This window comes from Saccharopolyspora sp. NPDC045941 (assembly GCF_056431445.1).
Genome location: NZ_JBWKKU010000013.1, coordinates 65,308 through 86,659 on the forward strand (window position 1 = coordinate 65,308; position 21,352 = coordinate 86,659).

Consider the following 21,352-nt stretch of genomic DNA (forward strand, 5'->3'; position numbering starts at 1 on the left):
ATGAGGGCGCAGCACGGCCACGACGGATGGGCCGCGCTGGAGGATCACCGGAGCCCCGGTTCCGCTGCTCAGGTGCCGTGCGCACTTTTCGCTGCTATGGCAACGAAAACCACGCACGGGTGTTGACCAGCGGAGACGCTGTGCGGGGGAGCTCCGGCGGAGCTGTAGGCGGTCGCGCTACGACGCGCGCGAAAAAGAAGAAGCGGAGAAAACCGTTACCGGCAACAGAGTGCGGAGGACACGCGCACGAAGTCCACGTAACCTCGTGTCGTCAGGGCCGCTGTCCGGATCATGCCCAAGACCGTAACCGGACGCCCGGATCGTGTAAACCCAACTCCACGGATTGGGATTGTGATCGGATCCGCACCGGAGGAGGTCCTTCGCGCGACCCGCGGGCGCCTCGGGCAGTTCGCCCGGCGCTACCGTGGACCGGTGCAGCCGGAACTTTCCAGCGGGTCGGGCCGACCCGTCACCGCGATGCGAGCGGGCAGGCGCCCTGGAGGCCGTTCGTGATCGAGGAACTGCTGCCCGCCGAGGTCAGCTCCGCCGAAGCCTTCGCCGATCCACCGGACGTGGTCCTGTTCCCCGAAGAGGAAGCGCTGATCGCGCGCGCCCGGGACAAGCGCCGCCGGGAGTTCACGACCGGGCGGTGGTGCGCGCACCAGGCGCTGAGCCGGCTCGGCGTGCCGCCTGCTCCCCTGCTGCGCGGCGGGCGCGGAGCACCGCAGTGGCCGACCGGGATCCTCGGCAGCATCACGCACTGCGCCGGCTACCGGGCCGCCGTCGCCGCGCGCGCCGGGCAGGTGCACACCGTCGGCATCGATGCCGAGCCGCACGCCCCGCTGCCCGACGGCGTGCTCAACGTCGTGTCCCTGGAAGCGGAACGCGCCGACCTGGCCCGGCTGTCCGCGGCGCGACCCGACACGCATTGGGACCGGATCCTGTTCAGCTGCAAGGAAACCGTCTACAAGGCGTGGTATCCGATCACCGGCCGCTGGCTCGGCTTCGAAGACGCCCGGCTCGAACTCGGCACCGGAACGTTCACCGCGCATCTGCGCAAGGAGGGCGCGGAACTGGCGGGCCGCCCGCTGACGGCGTTCACCGGCCGCTGGCTGGTCCGCGACGGCCTCGTCGTCTCCGCCATCGTCGCGACCCGGTCGACGAACACGTGAAGGGCGCCTCCCGACGGGAGACGCCCTTCATTCCTGGGCCCGAGAGGGATCAGGCGTCGGCGCCGGCCTTGAGGGCCTTGGCGACCGCCACGACCCGCTTCGCCTGGACGGCAGCCGCCGCGCGGGTGACGTCGTCGACCTTGTTCGCACCCTGGGCGTCGACGTGACTGGTGCCGTACGGGTTGCCGTCGGCGAACTTCGCGCCATCGGTGTAGCCCGGGGCGACCACGATGCCGCCGAAGTGGTGGAACGTGTTGTACAGCGCCAGCAGCGTCGACTCCTGGCCGCCGTGCGCGGTCGAGCTGGAGGTGAAGCCGCTGTAGACCTTGTCCGCCAGCTGCCCCTGCGCCCACTGGCCGCCGAGGGTGTCGATGAACTGCTTGAGCTGCGAGGCGATGTTGCCGAAGCGGGTCGGCGAGCCGAACAGCACCGCGTCGGCCCACACCACGTCGTCCGGGGTGGCCTCGGGGATGGGCTTGGTGGCCTCGACGTTGGCGCGCCACGCCGGGTTGCTGTCGATCGCCGCGTCGGGCGCCAGCTCCGGGGCACGCCGCACCCGCACCTCGGCGCCGGCCGCCTCGGCCTCGGCGGCCAGGGTGTTGGCGATCTCGGTGCCGGTTCCGGTGGCCGAGTAGTAGATGACGCTGACCTTCACGGGGGTGCTCACTGTCGGACTCCTGTTCAAGGGGCTGGGCGGCTGCGTCGGAACCAGTCGCTCATCTCTTCCATGGAAGACAATACTTGGACTTCATCTTCTGCGCAAGAGATTTCCTTGCGAGCTGTTTCAGGTAGACTGGTGGGGCCGCAATCGCAGGAGGGAGCATCCCGGTGAACAGCAAGACCGGCCCGGATCCGTGCACCGATGACGACGAGATCATCACCTGGTGGGGACTGGTGATCGAGGGCTACCACGTCACGCAGGGGCACATCGAGGCCGAGATCAGCGAGCACTTCGGGCTCCCCCCGGCCTCCTTCGACATCCTGCTCCGCCTGGTCCGCACGCCCGACCACCGGATGCCCATGACCAAGCTCGCCCGCGAGGCGGCGCTGAGCAGCGGCGGCTTCACCAAGGTCGCCGACCGCCTCGCCAAGGCCGACCTGATCCGCCGCGAGCCGTGCGATACCGACCGCCGGGTCACCTACGCGGTCCTCACCGACCACGGCCGCGACATCGCCGAGCGCTCCCGCGCGGCGTGCGCCGAGATCCTGCGCAAGCGCGTCCTGGCCCCGCTCGGCAAGGCCGACTCGGCAGCCCTCGCCGAGGCCATGCGCACCCTCCGCGCCGCCAACGCGCCGGACTGAACCCGAGCCCGATCCCGCCCAAGGGGTCGCGCCAGAAAGACCCCGAGGCCAGGCTCCCCCGGCGCCGACGGGGTGGCGGTTTCGCGCGAGATCGCCACCCCGTCCCCGCACCCAGCGCCGCTTCGCGCGAATGCCTTCGCTTGAGTGGGCCTTTGGGACCGAACCGCGTACCGGCGGAGTGGGCCGCGATCACCTTTTCGCTGCGCGGGACCGCTTGAACGGCCGCTGCACCCGCGCACAACGCGGGCGCTTCCGGATTCAGCAGGTGCGCGAGGGTTCGTGCCGACCTCCGGCAAGAGCGGGCGCACGAGACGGCGCACCTCCTCCATCGGCATCCGGCTCGCTGGATCCTTCACCATCAGCCCGCCGATCACCTCACCGATCGGCCCGGTCCGCTGGTTCCGCAGTACCTCCCCGTTGACGATCGTGCTGGTCGTGACGCCGAGCCGCTGCACGCAGTTGGAGCGGTCGCCTTCGCGCCGCCCCACGGTTGCACCCGTTGACCGTTGCCAAGGGACGAGACGGATCCATATACTCCCATTTAGTGAGCATCGCGCTCACTATTTGAGCATATTGCGCTCATTCGTCCCGGACGAGGGCCGCACCGAAGGACATTCAATGGCGAATTCCACCACCGACGGCGTCACAGCCACCGACCAAGCGGGCGCGCGACCCGCGCAGTCGCACGCCAAAGTCATCCGCGCTGCCATCCTGGGCACCGTCGTCGAGTACTACGACTTCGGCATCTACGGCTACATGGCGACCATGGTCAGCGCCCACTTCTTCGTCCAGGACGATCCGACCGCGGCGCTGCTCGGCACCTTCGCCGCGTTCGCCGTGGCGTTCTTCCTCCGCGTGCCGGGCGGGATCTTCTTCGGCCACATCGGCGACAAGTACGGCCGCAAGAAGGCGCTGACCTGGACGATCCTGCTGATGGCAGTGGCCACCGCGCTGATGGGCCTGCTGCCCACCTACGCCACGCTCGGCGTCTGGGCGACCGTGCTGCTGACGCTCTCGCGCTGCTTGCAGGGTTTCGCCGCCGGTGGTGAGCTCGGCGGCGCCAACTCGTTCGTCTCCGAGCACGCCCCGCCCAAGTGGCGCGCCTTCCAGACATCGATGGTCAACTCCGGCACCTACATCGGGTCGCTGTGCGCATCCCTGATGGCGCTCGCGCTGACCACGGGGCTGTCGGCCGAGCAGATCGCGGCCTGGGGCTGGCGAATCCCGTTCCTGCTGAGCCTGGTCATCGGCGTGGTCGGGCTGTGGATCCGCAACTCGCTGGATGAGACCGAGCAGTTCGAGGACGTCCAGCAGCAGTGCGAGGTCGCGAAGGTCCCGCTGTTCGCGGTGCTTTCGACCGCGTGGCGACAGGTCCTCACCATCATCCTGCTCGGCGCGGTGATCACCGGCGGCTACTACATCGCCTCGGTCTACGCCGCGACCTACCTGCAGACCGCCGGGCAGCGCTCGCCGCAGTTCGCCTTCGCCGCGACCTGCATCGCGATGGTCCTGGGCGTGATCACCCTGCCGATCTCGGGCTACCTCGGTGACCGGATCGGACGCAAACCGGTGTTCATCGGCGGTTCCGCTGCCGGGGCGCTGCTCGGGGTGCCGATGTTCATGCTGATGGCCGACGGCCCGGCGCCGCTGGCGATCCTGGGCCCGGCCGTGCTGTTCATCTGCGTCTCGGTGGTCAACGGCGTCTCGTTCGCCGCGTACGCCGAGATGCTGCGGGCCCGCTTCCGGTACAGCGGAATCGCGTTGGGCAACAACGTGACCAACATGCTGCTCGGCGGCACTGCGCCGTTCGTCGCGACGCTGCTGGTGAGTTCGACCGGCAACAAGCTCGCCCCGGCCGGGTACTTCGTCGCCTGCGCCCTGATCAGCCTCGTCACCTCCTTCTTCCTCAAGGAGACCAAGGGAAGGGAACTCGCGCTATGACAGCCAGGTTTCGCGATCGCCGGATCGTGGTGACCGGCGCCGGGAGCGGCATGGGCCGGGCGGAGGCGCTCTGCCTCGCCCGGGAAGGCGCCGATGTTCTGCTCGCCGACATCGATCTGGCCGCCGCCCGCGCCGTCGCCGACGAAATCACCGCGGCGGGAGGCACCGGCCGGGCTCACCACCTCGACGTGGCCGACCCCGATGCGTGGCGAGGACTCGCGACGGTGCTCGACGGGAAGCCGCTGCACGGCCTGGTGAACAACGCCGGTGTGAGCTTCCGGAAAGGCATCGCCGAGACGTCGGTCGACGACTGGCGCCGGGTCGTGGACATCAACCTGTCCAGCGTCTTTTTCGGGATGAAGTTCCTCTCCGGCCCGCTGGCGCGAGCCGGGGGCGCGTCGGTGGTCAACGTGTCCTCGATCGCCGGGATGGTCGGCTACTTCTCCGCTTCCTACGGGGCGAGCAAGTGGGGTGTACGCGGGCTGTCCAAAGTGGGCTCCCTGGAGTTCGCCGCCAAGGGCGTCCGGGTGAACTCCGTCCACCCGGGGCTGGTCGACACTCCCCTGCTGCATTCCGGTGACCACCGGTTCGTCGACGAGAGCGTCCGATCCGTGCCCGCCGGCCGGGTGGCCGCGCCCGAGGAGATCGCCGGGGCGGTCGCCTTCCTGCTCTCCGACGAGGCGTCCTACATCAACGGCACCGAGCTCGTCGTCGACGGCGGCCTGGTGTCCGGCGGCACCTACCACCGCATCACCACCGCCCTCGCCGAGGACGCCTCGTGACCGCCGCACTCCTCGAAATCCTGAACCTGCTGGGAAAACAGGCCCACGCCATCGACGGCGGGGCGGCCCGGCAGTGGGCCGAGACCTTCACCCCCGACGGCGTGTTCCGCTCCCCCACCTATCCCGAACCCGTCCGCGGACGGGAAGCTCTCACCGAGTTCGCCGCCGCCTTCGCCGCGAACAACCCCCGAGCCCACCACATCGTCACCAACGTCTGCATCGACCGCGAGATCAGCGCGGACGAGTGCCACGTCAAGGCCAACCTGCTCATCGTGCGGACCACGAGCTCCGACGCGGTGGCCATCGACCGGGTCACCACCATCGACGACAGCTTCGTCCGCCACGGCGGGCTCTGGCTGATCGCCGAGCGGGTCGTCACCCGCGACTGAACCACCTCTTCCTGCGAACACCTGGAGAATTCCCGATGACGGCACCGAACGACCAGGCCAACCCGACGCGCGCGGACGACAGCCCCATCGCCGCGAGCTACCCCGAACTCGTCGGCAAGGTCGCCGTCGTGACCGGTGCGGGTCGCGGCATGGGCGCGGTCTTCGCCACCGAGCTCGCCCGGCGCGGCATCAACGTCGTGGCCGGTGACCTCACCGGTGCGCCCGAGGTCGCCGAGCAGGTCGACCGGCAGATCACCGACGGCGGACGGGTCGTCGGCCACCGCGCCGACGTCACCGACCCGGCCGGCCACGACGGCCTGCTGCGCGCCGGGCTCGACGAGTTCGGTCGAGTCGACTTCTGGGTCAACAACGCGGGGATCTTCCCGCAGGCCGAGTTCACCGAGATCCCGCCGGAGCAGCTCACCTCCACCTACCAGGTCAACGTCAACGGTGTCGTCTACGGCGCGCAGACCGCCGCCAGGCACATGCGCGAACACGGCGGCGGCGCGATCGTCAACATGGCCTCGGTGGCCGGAGTCCGGGTGCGCGCCACCCGCGCGGCCTACAACTCGTCCAAGGCCGCCGTGCGGCACCTGACCAGCTGCATGGCCGTGGAACTGGGCTCGGACAACATCCGGGTCAACGCGATCGCGCCCGGCTTCGTCGACACCGAGATGACGCGATGGGTGCGCGAGGACCCGGCGGCGCTCGACCGCGCGCTCAGCACCGTGCCGCTGCGCCGGGTCGGCGCGCCCATCGAGGTCTTCGGCGCCCTGTACTTCCTGCTGTCCGACAGCGCGCGGTACATCACCGGCGCGGTGATCCCGGTCGACGGCGGCTCCCAACACATCTGAGGGGGCTGCCTTCGAACTCGTTCCGCGTGGCGGTGCAAGCGCCTGCGGCGCATCAGGACAAAAGATCAAGACCGAGATCAAAGACGGGCGCTGAGGTAGATCCATGGGTTACGACTACGACCTCGTCGTCATCGGCGCCGGGGGCGCCGGGCTGGCGGCGGCGGTATCGGCGGCGCAGCACGGGCTGCGGGTGCTGGTGCTGGAATCCGAGGCCGAGATCGGCGGGTCGACGCAGCTCTCCGCCGGGATGCTGACCGCCGCGGCCACCGGCGTGCAGCGGGCGCTGGGTGTCGAGGACTCGCCGGAACGCATGTTCCAGCACTACATGGACCTCAACCAGTGGCGCGTGCTGCCCGGCCCGACGCGGATGTTCTGCGAGCAGTCGAGCACGCTCATCGACTGGCTGCTCGACCTCGGCGTCGAGATCCCCGCCCAGCTGTCCCGCAACGCGCACATGCCGGGGTTGACCCGCGCCGGCGTCGAGGACGTCTGGCGCGGCCACGTGCCGAAGGACCAGGGATACGGGCTCGTCCAGGCCCTGGACCGCGCCCGCCGGCGGCTCAAGGTCGATCTTGCGCTCGGCAGCCGCGCCACCGACCTGCTCCGCGACGGGCCGGCGGTGCGCGGGGTGGTCGTCGACGGCGCGGAGGTCACCGCGCCTTCCGCCGTCGTGGCCTGCGGTGGGCTGGCGCAGAACCCCGAGCTGGTGCGGGAGTACTTCCCGGACGCCGGCATCGCCGGCGACAGCCTGTTCGTCGTCGCCGCCCCCGGCAGCCGGGGCGATCACATCGCGCTGGCCGAGCGGCACGACCTGTCGCTGTTCGGGCACGGCTGGGGTCTGCTGCTGGTCACCGCCGAGTTCCAGCGGTTCCACCACTGGCAGAGCGGATTCCCGCCGGCGTCCCGGATCCACGTCAACGCCGACGGCCACCGGTGCATGGACGAGGACGCCCCGTACGCGGTCAGTCCCGGAATCCTCAAGGACCACGGCGGATTCGTCTGGGCGGTCTTCGACGAAGCGGCCCGCATCGGCCTGCCGCCCGGTTACGCCGACTGGGCTGCGGACCGGGTCCTCGAAGAGGTCGGCAAAGGCGTCGTCCGGTGCGCCGACACGCTGCCCGAACTCGCCGCGCGGATCGGCGTGCCGGCCGCCAACCTCGTCCGGAGCGTCGAGCGGTTCAACGCGTTGTTCGAGCGGGGCCACGACGAGGACTTCCTCCGGCACGAGTCGTTGGCCGCCAAGCAGGTCGACCCCCGGCTGCCACCAGTGGGAACCGGTCCGTTCTACGCGGTCCGGATGCTCCCCGCGGAGCTGGTGTGCACGCACACCGGCCTGCGCATCGACAGCCGCGCCCGCGTGCTCGACACCGGCGGCCACGTCGTTCCGGGGTTGTACGCGGCGGGCGAAGCGGCCGGGGGAATCCTCGGGGAACGCTACGTGGGCGGCGGGAATTCCGTGGCTCACGCCCTGGTGCTCGGTCGGCTCGCCGGGCAGGAAGCAGCACAACGGCTCAACGACGCAGGGAGCGGCGCATGACCACATCGGACGATCGGGTCGCCATCGAGCAAGTGCTCTACCGCTACGCGAGGGCAGTGGACCGGCTCGACTACGACGGCATCCGGGACTGCTACTTCCCCGACGCCATCGACAACCACGGCGGCTACCACGGGCCGGTGAGCGGCCTGATCGAGGACATCCGGCGGCGGCACACCACGATCGACTCGTCCCAGCACTTCATCAGCAACGTGCTCATCGACTTCACCGGCGACGACGCGGCCGAGGTCGAGTCCTACTGCCTCTGCTACCTCAGACAGGCGCCGGTCGACGGCGCGACCGAGCAGGAACTGGCCATCATCCGATGCCGCTACGTGGACCGGTTCGAACGGCGCAGCGGCCAGTGGCGCATCGCCGACCGGGTCGTCGTCTTCGACGAATTCCGCGCACAAACCATCACCGACAGCCTCGACCCCGGCTGGGTCCGCTCCAGGAGGGACGCCGCTGATCCGGTCTACCGGCAGTGATGGTCCGCGGCGTCAGCGCACCCGTGAGCGCGAGGCGAACAGCTGCGCGCTCACCTCGCGAGCTGCCGCCACCACCCGCGGCGCCACCTGCTCGACCGCAGCGGGATCGACCAGCGACACACCGATGCTGACCTCCGACATCGTCGGAGGTGTCTCCACCGGCACCGAAACCCCGATGACTCCAGGGATCACGTGACCGGTGGAAACGGCGTAGCCCTGCTCGCGGGCCGCCACCACCTCGGCCGGGTCGTCATCACGGGGTGGGCGGCCCGCCAAGATCGCAATACCGCCTGAGCCACGGTCTACCGCGTGGCGCTGACCTGTCCGGAAGGCGATGTGCGCCGCGGCGAGCCTCGGCTCGACCACCAGCACCGCTTGTACCTCGGCATCGCTGACCGGCACCATCAGGTGCGCCGTCGCATCGACGGCGTCGGCGAGCCCCGCCATGATCGGGTAGGCCAAGCCGCGCAGATCACTGTCCACCGCTGATGCCAACTCCACGAGACCGTAGGCCAGGTGGTACCGCTTGTCCTCGGTCCGCCGGACCAGGTTGTGCGCGGTGAGCGCCTCCAGCATCCGGTGCAGCGCATTGCGGTTGAGCCCCAACGAGCGCGCCATCTCGGTCAGCGTCTCGCCGTCCGGCCGTCGGGCGAGGTGCCACAGGACCCGGATCCCCCTGTCGAGGGTCTGGGCCCCCGAAACCGAGGATCCTCGGTTGTCTTCCACGCTCATCCGCCGCCTTGCCGATCGCACTTCCCGCGCAATCCTATCCAACCGGCGACGACCACGCGAAGGCCAGCTCAGCGCACCGATGGACTTCTGGTGGCGATCGTCGACGAGAACGTGCTCCGCAGCGGAAGCGGTCGGCCGGGCTGGACCCGCGGCCGGAGCCGCACCGCCGGTGTCCAGCCGCGGAAGGCGTCGCCGAACTGAGCGCCCTCAAGCCCGTCCGGGTTCCAGCAGCGAGAGCCGTCTGGCACGAGTGCGCAGACGACGCGGGTCTCGCTTCCCGTCCCAGCTACCGCACCCGGACACCCGTGCGGCGAAGCCGGCCGTTCCGCACCAGATCCAAGCAGATAGTCCACAGTGGACATCTCTCTCGCCGGATTTCCCAAGGATTTCACAGAATTCACATTCTTGAATGTGCGTCACATACTTGACGCGGCCCGATCGACTGCCCTACTTTTGACACCAAGGTCGGGGGTGACGCGGAATCCGCGTCCACCAGCCGGGGGTTCGTTCATGTCTGGCGGCGGGAGCGAACCCCCACCCGACCACCTACCGCCTCGGTTCCGGCGTGAAGCCCCCGCCACCGACGGCAGAAACCCCTGTGCACCGGCCTTTTCACCCACGTGCATGGCCGACCGATGTGGACTCCCATCGCACCCGCGCGGCAGCCGGACCCGACGAGCCGTGCGCGCTTTGTGCCGCCACAGCAACACAAAACACGCACGGCCCTATTGCCCGGACGTCACCCGGCCACGTCCGCGTACGACCTCCCGACCTTGGCGTCGACGAGGTAGGCCGTGGCCTCCCCGGTGATGCCGTCGGAGCGGTACACGCCCCACTTGTCGGTCACGAAGTCGGCGCGCAGCGTCGCCGCCGGGAACTGCTTCTGTCCATTGAGGACCTGTTCTTCGCCGTTGTGCCAGAACCTGACCCAGCCCTTGCCCGGATCGCTGGAGACGTGCACCCCGACGACGAAGCTGTGCCAGCTGTCCCTGGGCAGCGGGATCTTCCACAGCTGCGTCGTCTTCATGTCCGGGTCGCAGTACTCCAGGTCGAGCACGTCGCCGCGGGCCCGCAGCGACAGCGGCGGCGTGGCGGCACCCGAGCCGTAGTCCTTGAGCTGCCACAACGCCACCCATTCCCCGGACTTCGTCGGCAGCGGGTCCCACATCGAACGCCACCCGATGTAGTAGGTGTCTCCCTCGGTGAACCTCAGCCGGCCGCCGTCCGGCGTCTTGTGGCCGCGCGACTCCACCCGCACCCGCTCCGAGCCCTCGGGCACGCCGGAGGTGTGCAGCCGGTACACGTCGCCGTGCTCGCCCTTCGGATCGGCCACCACCTCGACGCTGCCGGGCTTGGTCTCGATCCCCTCGAAGACCGAGGTACCGCGGTCGGTCTCGGCGGTCCAGACGGGCGCCTGGACCTGCGGGTCCGCCGCCACGGCCGGCGCCGGTTCCGGCACCCGCAGCTCATCCGCCGCGGTGACCGCCAGCCCCAGCACCGCGGCGAGCGCCGTGCCCGCGCGGAGCAGTTTCCGCACCGTGATCACCTCACTTGACCCGCTCGCGGACCCACTCGCCCGCGGGCTTGAGCTGGCCGGTGCCCGGGTACGGCCCGTTCTCGCAGGTGCCCTCCTTGAACACCGCGCCGGAGCGGGAGTCGTCGGAGTAGTTCCAGTTGGTCCAGCTGATGTTCTTCGACGCCATCAGGTCGATGTACTTCTGGGCCATGTCGAAGTCGTTCCCGCCGTCGCCGGTGGCCTCCTGCGTGCCGAACTCGGTGACGAACATCGGCAGCTCGTCGGCCGCGCGCGACAACGTGTCCAGGTACTCCTGCCCGTGCGACGCCGCGTAGAAGTGGAACGTGTACATGATGTTGTCGGCGTTGACGGGGTTGTCGACGATCTCCTGCTCGTTGGAGTCCTCCGAAACCCCCAGCGACGACCAGGCACGGGTGCCGACCAGCACCACCGAGTCCGGGTCCTGCTCGCGGATCACCGGGATGAGCTCCTCGGCGTAGCTCTTGATCTGCGACCACTCGACGCCGCTGGGCTCGTTGGCGATCTCGTAGAGGACGTTGGTCTTGTCCTTGTGTCGCTTGGCCATCTCGGTGAAGAACGTCTTGGCGCGGTCCAGGTTGTAGTTCGGGTCACCGGGATCGAGCATGTGCCAGTCGATGATCGCGTACATGCCGCGCTGGCTGGCCGCCTCGACGTACTTGTCGACCAGTTCGGTGAACTTGGCCGGGTCGTCCTCGTAGCCGCCTTCCTGGATGTACATGGAAATCCGCAGCACATCGGCCTGCCAGTCGTCGGCCAGCGCGTCCAGCGACGCGTCGTTGACGCACTGGCTGTACCACTGCAGGCCGTGCGTGCTCATGCCGCGCAGCTGCACCGGAGCTCCGCTGCTGTTGCACAGCGTCTTGCCGCAGACAGACAAAATCCCGTTGGCGACAACGGGATCCAGTTCCGGCTCTTGGGTTGTGGCCTGGGCCGCGGTGCTGGTCAACAGCAGGGCTGCGGCGATCGTGACGGCGCGTGCGGAGTTCTGCCACCTCATCGAAATCTCCTCGGTCGAAGAGCAGAGCCGCGGTGGCGGCTCCCGATCCTGGCGGCGGGAAACAGGAAACTTAGTTTCCAGTTCGCGTCACGATAGCGATATCGGCAAAACACCGTCAATACCCCGGAACAGGGACTTGCCACCCATGCGAAAAGGACACCCCCAGTCGGCGATGCCGACCGGGGGTGTCGTTCGTTCAGATTCGTGAACGCAGATCAGGTGAGGGCGTCGACGCCGGTGAGGGCGCGGCCGATGATCAGCTTCTGGACCTGGCTGGTGCCTTCGTAGAGGGTCAGCACGCGCGCGTCGCGGACGTACTTGCCCACCGGGTACTCGTCGATGAAGCCGTACCCGCCGAAGACCTGCAACGCGTTGTTGGACACCCGCACGGCCGTTTCGCTGGCGTGCAGCTTCGCCATCGACGACGCGGTGGTCAGCTCCTGGCGGGACACCCCGCGCTCGGCCAGCGACGCGGCCCGCAAGGTCAGCAGCCGGGCGGCCTCGACCTCGACGGCGGAATCGGCGAGCAGTTCCTGCACCAGCTGCCGGGCCGCGATGGGCTTGCCGAACTGCACGCGCTCCCCCGCGTACCGGGTCGCGGCGGACAACGCTGCCTGCGCCACGCCGACCGCGCCGGCCGCGACCGAGATCCGGCCCTTCGTCAGCGCGCCCAGCGCGATGCCCAGGCCCTTGCCGACCTCGCCGAGCCGCGCCGAATCCGGCACCCGCACCTCGTCGAGCACCAGCTCCGCGGTGGCCTGCCCGCGCAGGCCGAGCTTGCCGTGCACGGTGTTCGCGGTGAAGCCGGGCGAGTCGGTGGGCACCAGGAACGCGGTGATGCCGCGGCCGCCGTCGTCGCTGGTGCGCGCGAACAGCAGCGCGACCTTGGCCCAGGTCCCGTTGGTGATGAACATCTTCTGGCCGGTGATCACCCAGTCTCCCCCATTCTCGGCTTCGCTCGAACGGGAGGTGCCCCCATCGTCGCGGCGGGCGCGGGTGGTCAGCGAGCCGGGGTCGGAGCCGGCGTCCGGCTCGGTCAGCGCGAAGCAGCCCAGGCCCTCACCACTGGTCAGCATCGGCAGCCAGCGCCGCTTCTGCTCCTCGGTGCCGTAGGTGGCGATGGACTTGCTCACCAGGCCCAGCGACACCGAGACGATGCCGCGCACCGAGGAATCGCCGCGGCCGAGTTCCTCGATGACCAGCGCGTAGCTGACCATGTCGGCCTCGACCCCGCCGTACTCCTCCGGGAGCGTCAGCCCGAGGAAGCCGAGTTCGCCGAGCTTGCGCACGATCCCGAGGTCGACCTCCTCGCGGCGGTCCCACTCGCGCACGTGCGGCACGATCTCGGCGTCGACGAACTGGGCCGCCATCTCCCGGAAGGCAACCTGGGTGTCGGTGAGTTCAAAGTCCACAGTGGTCCTCTTGCATCTCGCGCTTCATGTTGTTCGGCCACGCGCCCGTCCACCGCTCCGAGGTGAACGGACCGTTCGTCCCGCTGGACGAGGCGAACAGGCCGTTCGCGTCAGCTGCTCGCGGGGGCCGCCGGTCCGGCGAGCAGGTCTTGCGGCGTGGTGCCGGTTTCGGTGAGGCCGAGGCCGAGCTCGGCCCGTTCGACCAGCCAGCGGCTGGGCCGGTAGCGCGGGTCGCCGGTGGCCGACTGCAGGGCGCGCAGCACCGCCAGCACGCGGCGCGGGCCGACGTGCTGTCCCCATTCCAGGGGACCGCGCGGGTAGCCGAGCGCGAGGCGCACCGCCGTGTCGATGTCGCCGGGCGTGGCGAGGCGTTGTTCGGCGATGAAGCAGCTGGTGTTCACGATCGACGCCAGCAGCCGCTGGGCGATCATGCCCGCGCCGTCGCGGACGACGGTCACCGCCCGGCCGGTCGCGGCCAGCGCCGCCCAGGCCGAGCGCGCGAGTGCCGGATCGGTCGCCGGGTGCACGGTCAGCGTGAACCGTTTCTCCGTGCTGAGCGGATCCACGCCGCACACCCGTGCCGGAGGCAGCCCGGCCGAGAGCGCGGCGGTCGCGGCGCTGTGGCCGTACGGGGTGAGGAGGATGACGGCTGCTTCGGAGGGCTCGTCCCCGCGCTCCACCGGCACGCCCGCCGCACCCAGCGCGTCGAGCAGCTCCGCGTTGTCCGACCAGATCGGGTGCGTCTCCGCCTGCGGCGCCTGCGGTTCGGGCGACTCCTGCTTCGCGCCGTCGGTGTAGGCGTAGAAGCCTTCACCGACCTTGCGGCCGAGCAGCCCCGCTTCCAGCCGGGATCGGGTGATCGGCGACGGCCGCAGCCGGGGATCGCCGTAGTAGCCGGACCAGATGCTCTCCGTCGCCGGGTGCGTGACGTCCAGCGCGGTGAGGTCCATCAGCTCGAACGGGCCCATCCGCAGGCCCAGCACGTCGCGGCAGATCCGGTCGACGTCGGCGGGCGCGGCCAGGCCCTCGCCCAGGATCTGCAGAGCCTCGGTGATCAGCCCGCGGCCGGCGTGGTTGACCAGGAAGCCCGGCGTGTCGGTGGCCCGCACCGGCTGGTGGCCCAGCCGCCGGACCAGGTCGACGAGCGCGCCCGGGATCCACTCGGCGGTCCGGGCGCCGGGGATCACCTCGACCAGGCGCATCAGCGGGACGGGGTTGAAGAAGTGCAGGCCGGCCAGCCGGCCGGGGTCGGCGAGCGCGGTGGCGATCGAGGTCACCGACAGCGAGCTGGTGTTGGTGGCGAACACGGTGTGCGCCGGGCAGATCTTCTCCAGCTCGGCGAACAGCTCGCGCTTGATCGGCAGGTCCTCGCGGACCGCCTCGATCACCAGGTCGCACCCGGTGGGCGCCAGCGGGCTGCCGACCGGCTGCAGCCGGGCCCGCGCCGCGGCGGCGTCGGCACTGGTCATCCGGCCCTTGCCGGCGAGCTTGTCGAACATCTGCCCGATCTGGTCGACCGCGGCGGACACTGCCTCGGGGCGGGCGTCGGCGAGCTCCACGGTCAGCCCGGCGGCCGCGGCCAGCTGCGCGATGCCGCGCCCCATCACGCCGGTGCCGATCACCCGCACGGTGTTGACCTGCTGCGCCCACTGCATGGCCGACCTCCCAAGGTTTCCTCCGACGCACCATCGCACGGCTTGCCGATACCGTCCAATACTGAATTGCCCTGCCAGTAAGACGTGACCGAACATAATCGCCGAGCATTTCCGCGCCCCGCGGCGCTGTGCTACGAACGAAACGGCGGCGGAGCGGCCGCCACCGGGACTCGAAGGAGCAAGCGATGCGCGAAGCGGTGATCTGCGAACCGCTGCGGACCCCGATCGGCCGGTTCGGCGGGGTGTTCAAGACCGTGCCGGCCGTGGAGCTGGCGGCGACGGTGATCGAGGCGCTGCTGGCGCGCACCGGGCTGCCCGGCGACGCGGTCGACGAGGTGATCCTCGGCCAGTGCTACCCGAACTCCGACGCCCCGGCGATCGGCCGCGTTGCCGCACTGGACGCGGGCCTGCCCGTCGAGGTCGGCGGCACCCAGGTGGACCGCCGCTGCGGTTCCGGCCTGCAGGCCGTGCTGGACGCCGCGATGCAGGTGCAGACCGGCGTCAGCGACGTGGTGCTGGCCGGCGGCGCGGAGAGCATGAGCAGCGCGCCGTTCTACACCACCGAGGCCCGGTGGGGAATCCGCGGCAGCGGGCTGGAACTGCACGACGCGCTGGCACGCGGCCGGGTGACCGCGGGCGGCAAGAACTTCCCGGTGCCGGGCGGAATGCTCGAAACGGCCGAGAACCTGCGCCGCGAATACGGAATCTCGCGCACCGAGCAGGACGAGCTGTCGGTCCGCTCGCAGCAGCGCGCCGGTGCCGCGCAGCAGGCCGGGCTCTTCGCCGACGAGATCGTGCCGGTGACGGTGCGCTCCCGCAAGGGCGACACCGTGGTCGACGTCGACGAGCACCCGCGCCCGGAGACCACAATGGACACCCTGTCGGCGCTGAAGCCGGTGCTGGGCAAGGCCGATCCGGAGGCGACGGTCACCGCGGGCAACGCCAGCGGGCAGAACGACGCGGCCGCGGTGTGCGTGGTGACGACGCCGGAGCGCGCGGCCGAGCTCGGACTGCGGCCACTGGTGCGACTGGTGTCCTGGGCGCGGGCAGGGGTGCCGCCGCGCACGATGGGCATCGGACCGGTGCCGGCGACCGCGAAGGCCTTGCAGCGCGCCGGAATCGGGCTGGCCGACGTCGACCTGATCGAGCTCAACGAGGCGTTCGCCGCGCAGGTGCTGGCCTGCACCCGCGAGTGGGAGTTCAAGCCCGCCGACTTCGAGCGGCTCAACGTCAACGGCTCGGGGATCTCGCTGGGCCACCCGCTGGGCGCCACCGGCGGCCGCATCCTCGCGACGCTCTCGCGCGAGATGCACCGCCGCGAGGCCCGCTACGGCCTGGAAACGATGTGCATCGGTGGCGGCCAGGGCCTCGCCGCCGTCTTCGAACGCATCTGATCGAAGGCGACGGGCACCCGTGACGTGAACGGGAAGCAGTTCAGCGCACGGGTGCCCGCACCGCCAAGCAAAACGAGCCTTTAGCTGTGGTGCACCGACGCCACCTCGTAGAGGAACGGCTCCGCGCCGGCGATCTCGCGCGCCGCCGACATGTGCTCCTGGCACGCCGGGTCCGCCAGCATCTCCTCGAACGCCTGCACGCTCTCCCACTGCGCGTAGTTCGCCACGCGCGTGCCGTCGAGGCTCGTGTGGATGTTCGCCGCGACGAATCCCGGCCGGTGCTGCATCACTTCTTCGGTCGCGCGCACCAGCAGGTCCACCAGCTCGCGCTGCCGCTCCGGCACCACGGTGAAGACGTTGATCAGCGTGGCGACGTCGGCGTTCGGGTCGATCGTCGTGGTGGGCATGCGCACTCTCCTGTGTCAGGTTCCTTACATAAACCAGTATGTGTAAGGTTCCTGACATGAGTCAAGCCCCCACCCGGAACCGGCCCGGTTACCTGGTCAAACGGGTCCAGCAGCTGCTCCGCCAGGCCTGCGACGAAGGGCTCCGCCCGGTCGAGCTGTCCATGTCGCAGTACGCGGTGCTGCGCGCCCTGGCCGACCACCCGGACATCCCGGCCGCGGAACTGGCGCGACTCTGCTTCGTCACCCGCCAGTCGCTGCGGGACGTCCTCAACGGGCTCCGCAAGGCCGGCCTGGTGTCGGTCGCCGAGCGCGCGACGACCGGACGCGCCCGGCCGGTCGCGCTCACCACCGAGGGCCGAAAGCGCTTGCGCACGGCCGAAAGCGTGGTCACCGATACCGAGACGCGGATGCTCGCCGGGTTCTCCGCCCGCGAGCAGGACCGCCTGTCGGCCCTGCTCGCCAGATGCGCGGACAACCTCGGCGGCTGATGCGGCTACCGCACGATCGGCACGGCGGCGCCGGTGACGGTCACCCGCGGGTCCTCGGGGTCGATGTCGACGATGAGCTCGCTGCGCCGCCCCATGTCCTGCCCCTGCACGATGGTGATCCGCTCCGGCTCGGAGACCTTCCCCAGGGTCCGGAGGTAGCCGCCGAAGGCGGCCGCCGCGGCGCCGGTCGCCGCGTCCTCGACCACGCCACCGATGGCGAACGGGTCGCGGGCGTGCACGACTCCCGCCTCGTCCCGCCAGAACAGGTGCACCGTGGTCCAGTCGTACTCGCGCATCAGGCCGGCGAGCGCGTCGAAGTCGTAGTCGAGATCGGCCAGGCGCTCGCGCGACCGCGCGGCGAGCACGAGGTGGTTGTTGCCGCCGAACGCGACGTGCGACGGCCAGGCCGGGTCGAGGTCGTCGGGCGACCAGCGCAGGGCCTCCAGGGCGCGGCCGAGCTCGTCGGCGGTCGCCGGCCGCGAGTGGGCGGGCACGCTGGTGAGGCTGGCGACGATCGATTCCCGCTCGTCGGTGCTCACCTCGATGGTGCCCGCGGGCGTTTCGAAGGTGATGTCGCCGATCCCGTCGCGCGCGGCCAGCGCGACGGCGGTGGCGACCGTGGCGTGACCGCAGAAGGCGACCTCGGCCAGCGGGCTGAAGAAGCGGAGCCGGTAGCGGCGCTCGGCGGCCTCGATCGGAGCGAGGAAGGCGGTTTCGGAGTAGCCGACGTCGGCGGCGATCCGCTGCATGGTGGCGTCGTCGAGCTCGCGGGCGTCGAGCACGACACCGGCTGGGTTGCCGCCGCTGGGGTCGGTGGTGAATGCGGAGAAGCGCTGCACATCGGTCATGCCAAGAACTCTGCCACCAGGTAGTTATCGCGTCCAACGATTGATTTCGATGGACCCTATTCAAAAACTCGATAGACTCCCACCCGTGGACACCCGCCTCCTGCAGACTTTCATGGCCCTGGCCCGCACCGGCAGCTTCACCGCCGCCGCGGCGGAACTGCACGTCGTCCAATCCACCGTCACCAGCCACATCAAAGCGCTGGAGGGCGAGCTCGACGTGCGGCTGTTCGACCGCCTCCCGCAGGGGGCGCGCCTGACCGACGCGGGCCGGCGCGTCGCGACGCACGCCCGCGACCTGCTGGACGTCGAGCGGCGGCTGCACGACTCGGCGGGCAGCGGCGGCACCATCGGCGGCGAGGTCGTCATCGGGGCCACCGAATCGCTGTGCGCGTACCTGCTTCCGCAAGTGATCTCGGCGCTTGCCACGACGCACCCCGACATCCAGGTGCACCTGAAACCACTGAGCACCGCGAACGCGTTGCAGGGCCTGGGGCGCCCGGAAGGCGGCCTAGACATCGCGCTGCTGCTCGACGACGACGTCGCGACCGAGTACTCCGCGCGGACGATCGGCGGGCAGGCCATCGAGCTCGTCGCAGCTGCGGGACACCCGGCCGCCGGTGGGCACCACGGCTGGCAGGACCTCGCGGCGTACCAGTACTTCCTGCTGGAGGAAGGCTGTTCCTACACGGACCGGTTCCTGCGCGATCTCACGGCCGCGTCGGCGGCGCGGCCGCGGATCACCCGCTTCGGCAGCATCGAAGCGGCCCGCTCCTGCGTGGCCGCCGGACTCGGCCTGTCCGTGCTGCCCCGGCTCTCCGTCGTCGACCAGCTGGCGAACGGATCGCTGTGCCGCGTGAACGGCCCGGAACTGGCCGAAACCCCGCTGCACCTGGTGACGAACCAGCGCAGGTGGGCCTCCCCCGCCGTCACCACCACCGCGGAAGCCATCGCGCACGCCGAGCGGCAATCCCGTTGACCGGCAACGGGATCCGCTAGGCCGTACCGCCAACAGCCTCGATCTCGGCCAGGGCGAGCTCGAAGATGCGCTGCTGCTCCTCGGTCACCGGCACGTCCCCCTCGCCAGCCTCCCCGGCCGCCTCGATCCACCCGCGGATGATCACCTCGATGATGTCCGGCACCCCGGTGCCCAACAGCATCTCGATCAACGACCAGGCGTGCATCCCGTGGGGAAACCGCGCCGCCCGGAAGTGGGCCCTGGCTTCCTGCCACGTCTTCCGCGCCGCCTCCGGGCCGTCGACGTGGGCCGCGTCGTGCAGCAGGCGGCACCAGCCGACGCCGATGAGGTCGGAGCAGCCGCTGAAATCGGAGTCCCAGGGAGAGGTTTCCGCGACCTCGCGGAACAACGCGACCGCCGCGGCGCGATCGCCGGCGGCGTAGAGGTCGTTGGCCGGACCCAGCTTCGCTTCCAGCCGACCGCGCGGAGTCGCCCCGTGCTTGGCGACGTAGGACTCCATCTCCTCGATGTATTCGCGCATGCCATCCGCGGACGCCCGCAGGCGGTTGGAGTACCACCACAGCTCGACGGTCTCGTCCTCGTCGACGCCGCCGGCTTCGGCTGCCTGCAACAGCTCGACGGCCCGGTCGTTGTCCTCGTCCATCTCGTCCGGGTCCACGCAGTCTTCGAGCTCGTCCAGGCGGCCGTACGCGCCGGCGAGCGCCAGCACGCCTCGAACGTCCTCGGCCACGTCCCCGGCCGTCAGCAGCTCCTCCACAGCCGACGAGACGTGCCCCCAGCCCGCTTCCTCGGCCAGTCCTCCGGAAGCGGTGAAGAACGCGGCGATTTCCGGCGGCAGCTTCCCGGAGCCGATCAGGGCGGTGACACTGGCGGGAACCGACGGTAGGTGCATGCTCCTCCTTCGACGAAGTCGAACCATCGTGCCAGGCCCACGCGCCCGGAGACCGGCGAAAGCGGGAAGTGGGCCCCGCCGCGTTCGGCGGGCCCACTCGGGCCTCTTGGCGTCGTCCGCGGCCACCGGGGCGCCCCGGGGCGACCGAGATGAACAGCCAAGCAAGGGCTGTTACCTCCCCCACGTTCGTCCGCGGATGCCCGTTTGACGTGGGAAATCGCCGGGCGCGCGCCGGATCACCACTGTCGAAACAGGACGGTCGGCGGCCGCGGCGGCGCCTCGTGGTTGCGCGATCCGGTAGCGTTGATCCGGCAGGGTGGACCACCGACGACGGGGTGAGTGCGATGTTCTGGACGATCATCGGGTGGATCGTGTTCGGGCTGATCGCGGGCTTCATCGCCCGTGCCGTGGTGCCGGGCAAGGACGACATCGGCCTGCTGATGACGATCGTGGTCGGCGTCGCCGGATCGGTCGTCGGCGGCTTCCTGTTCGGCCTGCTCACCGTCGGCTTCCGCGGCTTCCAGCCCGCCGGGTGGATCGGCTCGATCATCGGCGCCGTCATCGTCCTGGTCGTCTACAACAAGGTCACCGGGCGGAAGCGCCTCAACCGCTGACCCGGTCTCAGTCGTCGTAGGGATCGTCGTTGGCCGCGGTGCCGTACTCGCTGGCCTGACTGGGGTCGACCAGCGCGAAGCGCGCCCCGGTGGGATCCCGCAGGACGGCCGCGCGGCCGAGGCTCGAATCGTAGGGATCGACCCGGACCCGGCCGCCCAGGGCGATCGCCCGGTGCACCACGTCGTCGGTTCCGACGGCTTCGTCGACGCCGAGGTAGAGCAGCCAGTGCGGGCGGGCCTGGGTGCTCATGAGCTCGCGGATCATGCTGACGCGGGCGAGCATCGACTCGTCGTCGAGGTACCAGACCGCGTACCCGGTGCGGTGTTCCGTGCCGAACTGCTCCGCGGTGTAGCCGAACAGCTCGCCGTAGAAGTGGTCCGCGGTCTGGGCCTTGATGGTCACCAGCTCCGCCCACACCAGGGTGCCCGGCAGGCCGGCGTCGAACTGCCAGGCCTCGTCCGGCTCCAGCAGGCCGAATTCGTCGTCCGCGGGGCTGGACAGCACCAGCTTCACGCCCAGCTCCGGCACCCGGCTGCGCGGCACGATGATCCGCGCGCCCAGCCTCCCGGCAGCGGCGGCGGTGGCCGAGCTGTTGTCGGTGGAGAGGAACAACCGCCACTGCGAGCGGTCGTCGGCGGATTCGCGGATGCTGGCCACCGGGAAGCCCTCCTGCAGGGCGATCACGTGCAGCCCGGCCCGCGGATCGTGGTGCGTCTCGTACTCCCAGCCGAACAGCCCGGAGTAGAACTCGCAGGCCTTCTCGACGTTGGTGGTGATCAGTTCGATCCAGCACGGCGTCCCGGCGCGGAGGTCTTCGCGCGGCGCATCCGATCGGGTTCCCACGACAGGCCCACCCCCCAGTGGTCGGCTCATGATCATCAGTCCCATTATCGCGCCGGTTCGCGCGGCAACGGGT

At 70.2% G+C, this 21,352-nt stretch carries 22 protein-coding genes; 12 read left to right on the forward strand and 10 right to left on the reverse strand.

From position 1 onward, the window contains the following. The first annotated feature begins 509 nt into the window (after nt 1–509). Complete coding sequence (locus tag AC07FN_RS12880; RefSeq protein ID WP_478395769.1) at nt 510–1,172, forward strand: 4'-phosphopantetheinyl transferase family protein; 663 nt, start codon at nt 510–512, stop codon at nt 1,170–1,172. A 49-nt stretch (nt 1,173–1,221) separates the two neighbouring features. On the opposite strand, the gene wrbA is transcribed toward AC07FN_RS12880, so the two are convergent. Further along, nucleotides 1,222–1,839, reverse strand: coding sequence for an NAD(P)H:quinone oxidoreductase (wrbA, locus tag AC07FN_RS12885; RefSeq protein WP_478395770.1), 618 nt, complete (start codon nt 1,837–1,839; stop codon nt 1,222–1,224). Between the two features lie 161 nt (nt 1,840–2,000). On the opposite strand from wrbA, the gene AC07FN_RS12890 reads away from it, so the two are divergent. The 7 genes from AC07FN_RS12890 (at nt 2,001) to AC07FN_RS12920 (ending at nt 8,462) form a co-directional block, all read left to right on the forward strand. Further along, nucleotides 2,001–2,474, forward strand: coding sequence for a MarR family winged helix-turn-helix transcriptional regulator (locus AC07FN_RS12890; protein WP_452618591.1), 474 nt, complete (start codon nt 2,001–2,003; stop codon nt 2,472–2,474). A gap of 618 nt (nt 2,475–3,092) precedes the next feature. Beyond that, nucleotides 3,093–4,415: an MFS transporter gene (locus AC07FN_RS12895; protein WP_478395771.1), complete on the forward strand. Its 1,323-nt coding sequence runs from the start codon at nt 3,093–3,095 to the stop codon at nt 4,413–4,415. After that, nucleotides 4,412–5,197, forward strand: a complete 786-nt coding sequence (locus AC07FN_RS12900) for an SDR family NAD(P)-dependent oxidoreductase (RefSeq protein ID WP_478395772.1) — start codon at nt 4,412–4,414, stop codon at nt 5,195–5,197. The genes AC07FN_RS12895 and AC07FN_RS12900 overlap by 4 nt, the downstream gene beginning before the upstream one ends. Further along, nucleotides 5,194–5,586, forward strand: a complete 393-nt coding sequence (locus AC07FN_RS12905; protein WP_478395773.1) for a nuclear transport factor 2 family protein — start codon at nt 5,194–5,196, stop codon at nt 5,584–5,586. The genes AC07FN_RS12900 and AC07FN_RS12905 overlap by 4 nt, the downstream gene beginning before the upstream one ends. A 35-nt stretch (nt 5,587–5,621) precedes the next feature. Then, the gene (locus AC07FN_RS12910; RefSeq protein ID WP_478395774.1) at nt 5,622–6,440 is read left to right on the forward strand and encodes an SDR family NAD(P)-dependent oxidoreductase; all 819 of its coding nucleotides are present in this window, start codon (nt 5,622–5,624) and stop codon (nt 6,438–6,440) included. A gap of 103 nt (nt 6,441–6,543) precedes the next feature. Beyond that, on the forward strand, nt 6,544–7,977 hold the full coding sequence (locus tag AC07FN_RS12915; protein ID WP_478395775.1) for an FAD-dependent oxidoreductase: 1,434 nt from the start codon (nt 6,544–6,546) through the stop codon (nt 7,975–7,977). Beyond that, on the forward strand, nt 7,974–8,462 hold the full coding sequence (locus tag AC07FN_RS12920; RefSeq protein WP_478395776.1) for a nuclear transport factor 2 family protein: 489 nt from the start codon (nt 7,974–7,976) through the stop codon (nt 8,460–8,462). The genes AC07FN_RS12915 and AC07FN_RS12920 overlap by 4 nt, the downstream gene beginning before the upstream one ends. A 12-nt stretch (nt 8,463–8,474) precedes the next feature. Here AC07FN_RS12920 and AC07FN_RS12925 read toward each other — a convergent pair whose 3' ends face one another. The 5 genes from AC07FN_RS12925 to AC07FN_RS12945 form a co-directional block, all read right to left on the reverse strand. Then, complete coding sequence (locus AC07FN_RS12925) at nt 8,475–9,194, reverse strand: IclR family transcriptional regulator (RefSeq protein WP_478395777.1); 720 nt, start codon at nt 9,192–9,194, stop codon at nt 8,475–8,477. Between the two features lie 739 nt (nt 9,195–9,933). Continuing rightward, a complete protein-coding gene (locus AC07FN_RS12930) occupies nt 9,934–10,731 on the reverse strand; it encodes a heparin lyase I family protein (protein WP_478395778.1) in 798 nt (265 codons plus the stop codon). A gap of 10 nt (nt 10,732–10,741) precedes the next feature. Next, nucleotides 10,742–11,749, reverse strand: a complete 1,008-nt coding sequence (locus AC07FN_RS12935; protein WP_452618582.1) for a glycoside hydrolase family 5 protein — start codon at nt 11,747–11,749, stop codon at nt 10,742–10,744. Between the two features lie 215 nt (nt 11,750–11,964). Further along, nucleotides 11,965–13,161: an acyl-CoA dehydrogenase family protein gene (locus AC07FN_RS12940; protein ID WP_478395779.1), complete on the reverse strand. Its 1,197-nt coding sequence runs from the start codon at nt 13,159–13,161 to the stop codon at nt 11,965–11,967. Nucleotides 13,162–13,271: 110 nt separating this feature from the next. Further along, a complete protein-coding gene (locus tag AC07FN_RS12945; RefSeq protein ID WP_478395780.1) occupies nt 13,272–14,816 on the reverse strand; it encodes a 3-hydroxyacyl-CoA dehydrogenase in 1,545 nt (514 codons plus the stop codon). Nucleotides 14,817–15,001: 185 nt separating this feature from the next. Between AC07FN_RS12945 and AC07FN_RS12950 the strand changes: the two genes are divergently transcribed. Further along, on the forward strand, nt 15,002–16,210 hold the full coding sequence (locus tag AC07FN_RS12950; RefSeq protein ID WP_132485062.1) for an acetyl-CoA C-acetyltransferase: 1,209 nt from the start codon (nt 15,002–15,004) through the stop codon (nt 16,208–16,210). An 80-nt stretch (nt 16,211–16,290) separates the two neighbouring features. Here AC07FN_RS12950 and AC07FN_RS12955 read toward each other — a convergent pair whose 3' ends face one another. Next, entirely contained in the window at nt 16,291–16,617 is a 327-nt protein-coding gene (locus AC07FN_RS12955; protein ID WP_478395781.1) for an antibiotic biosynthesis monooxygenase family protein, read from the reverse strand. 56 nt (nt 16,618–16,673) lie between these two features. On the opposite strand from AC07FN_RS12955, the gene AC07FN_RS12960 reads away from it, so the two are divergent. Then, complete coding sequence (locus AC07FN_RS12960) at nt 16,674–17,105, forward strand: MarR family winged helix-turn-helix transcriptional regulator (protein ID WP_478395782.1); 432 nt, start codon at nt 16,674–16,676, stop codon at nt 17,103–17,105. A 5-nt stretch (nt 17,106–17,110) separates the two neighbouring features. Here AC07FN_RS12960 and AC07FN_RS12965 read toward each other — a convergent pair whose 3' ends face one another. Beyond that, a complete protein-coding gene (locus AC07FN_RS12965; RefSeq protein WP_478395783.1) occupies nt 17,111–17,953 on the reverse strand; it encodes a PhzF family phenazine biosynthesis isomerase in 843 nt (280 codons plus the stop codon). An 85-nt stretch (nt 17,954–18,038) separates the two neighbouring features. On the opposite strand from AC07FN_RS12965, the gene AC07FN_RS12970 reads away from it, so the two are divergent. Further along, nucleotides 18,039–18,929, forward strand: coding sequence for a LysR family transcriptional regulator (locus AC07FN_RS12970; RefSeq protein WP_478395784.1), 891 nt, complete (start codon nt 18,039–18,041; stop codon nt 18,927–18,929). A 16-nt stretch (nt 18,930–18,945) separates the two neighbouring features. Here the strand turns inward: AC07FN_RS12970 and AC07FN_RS12975 are convergent, their stop codons facing one another. After that, nucleotides 18,946–19,821, reverse strand: coding sequence for a hypothetical protein (locus tag AC07FN_RS12975; RefSeq protein ID WP_478395785.1), 876 nt, complete (start codon nt 19,819–19,821; stop codon nt 18,946–18,948). Between the two features lie 344 nt (nt 19,822–20,165). On the opposite strand from AC07FN_RS12975, the gene AC07FN_RS12980 reads away from it, so the two are divergent. After that, the gene (locus AC07FN_RS12980) at nt 20,166–20,435 is read left to right on the forward strand and encodes a GlsB/YeaQ/YmgE family stress response membrane protein (RefSeq protein ID WP_358595726.1); all 270 of its coding nucleotides are present in this window, start codon (nt 20,166–20,168) and stop codon (nt 20,433–20,435) included. A gap of 7 nt (nt 20,436–20,442) precedes the next feature. On the opposite strand, the gene AC07FN_RS12985 is transcribed toward AC07FN_RS12980, so the two are convergent. Continuing rightward, nucleotides 20,443–21,279: a VOC family protein gene (locus AC07FN_RS12985; RefSeq protein ID WP_478395786.1), complete on the reverse strand. Its 837-nt coding sequence runs from the start codon at nt 21,277–21,279 to the stop codon at nt 20,443–20,445. Nucleotides 21,280–21,352: the final 73 nt, after the last annotated feature.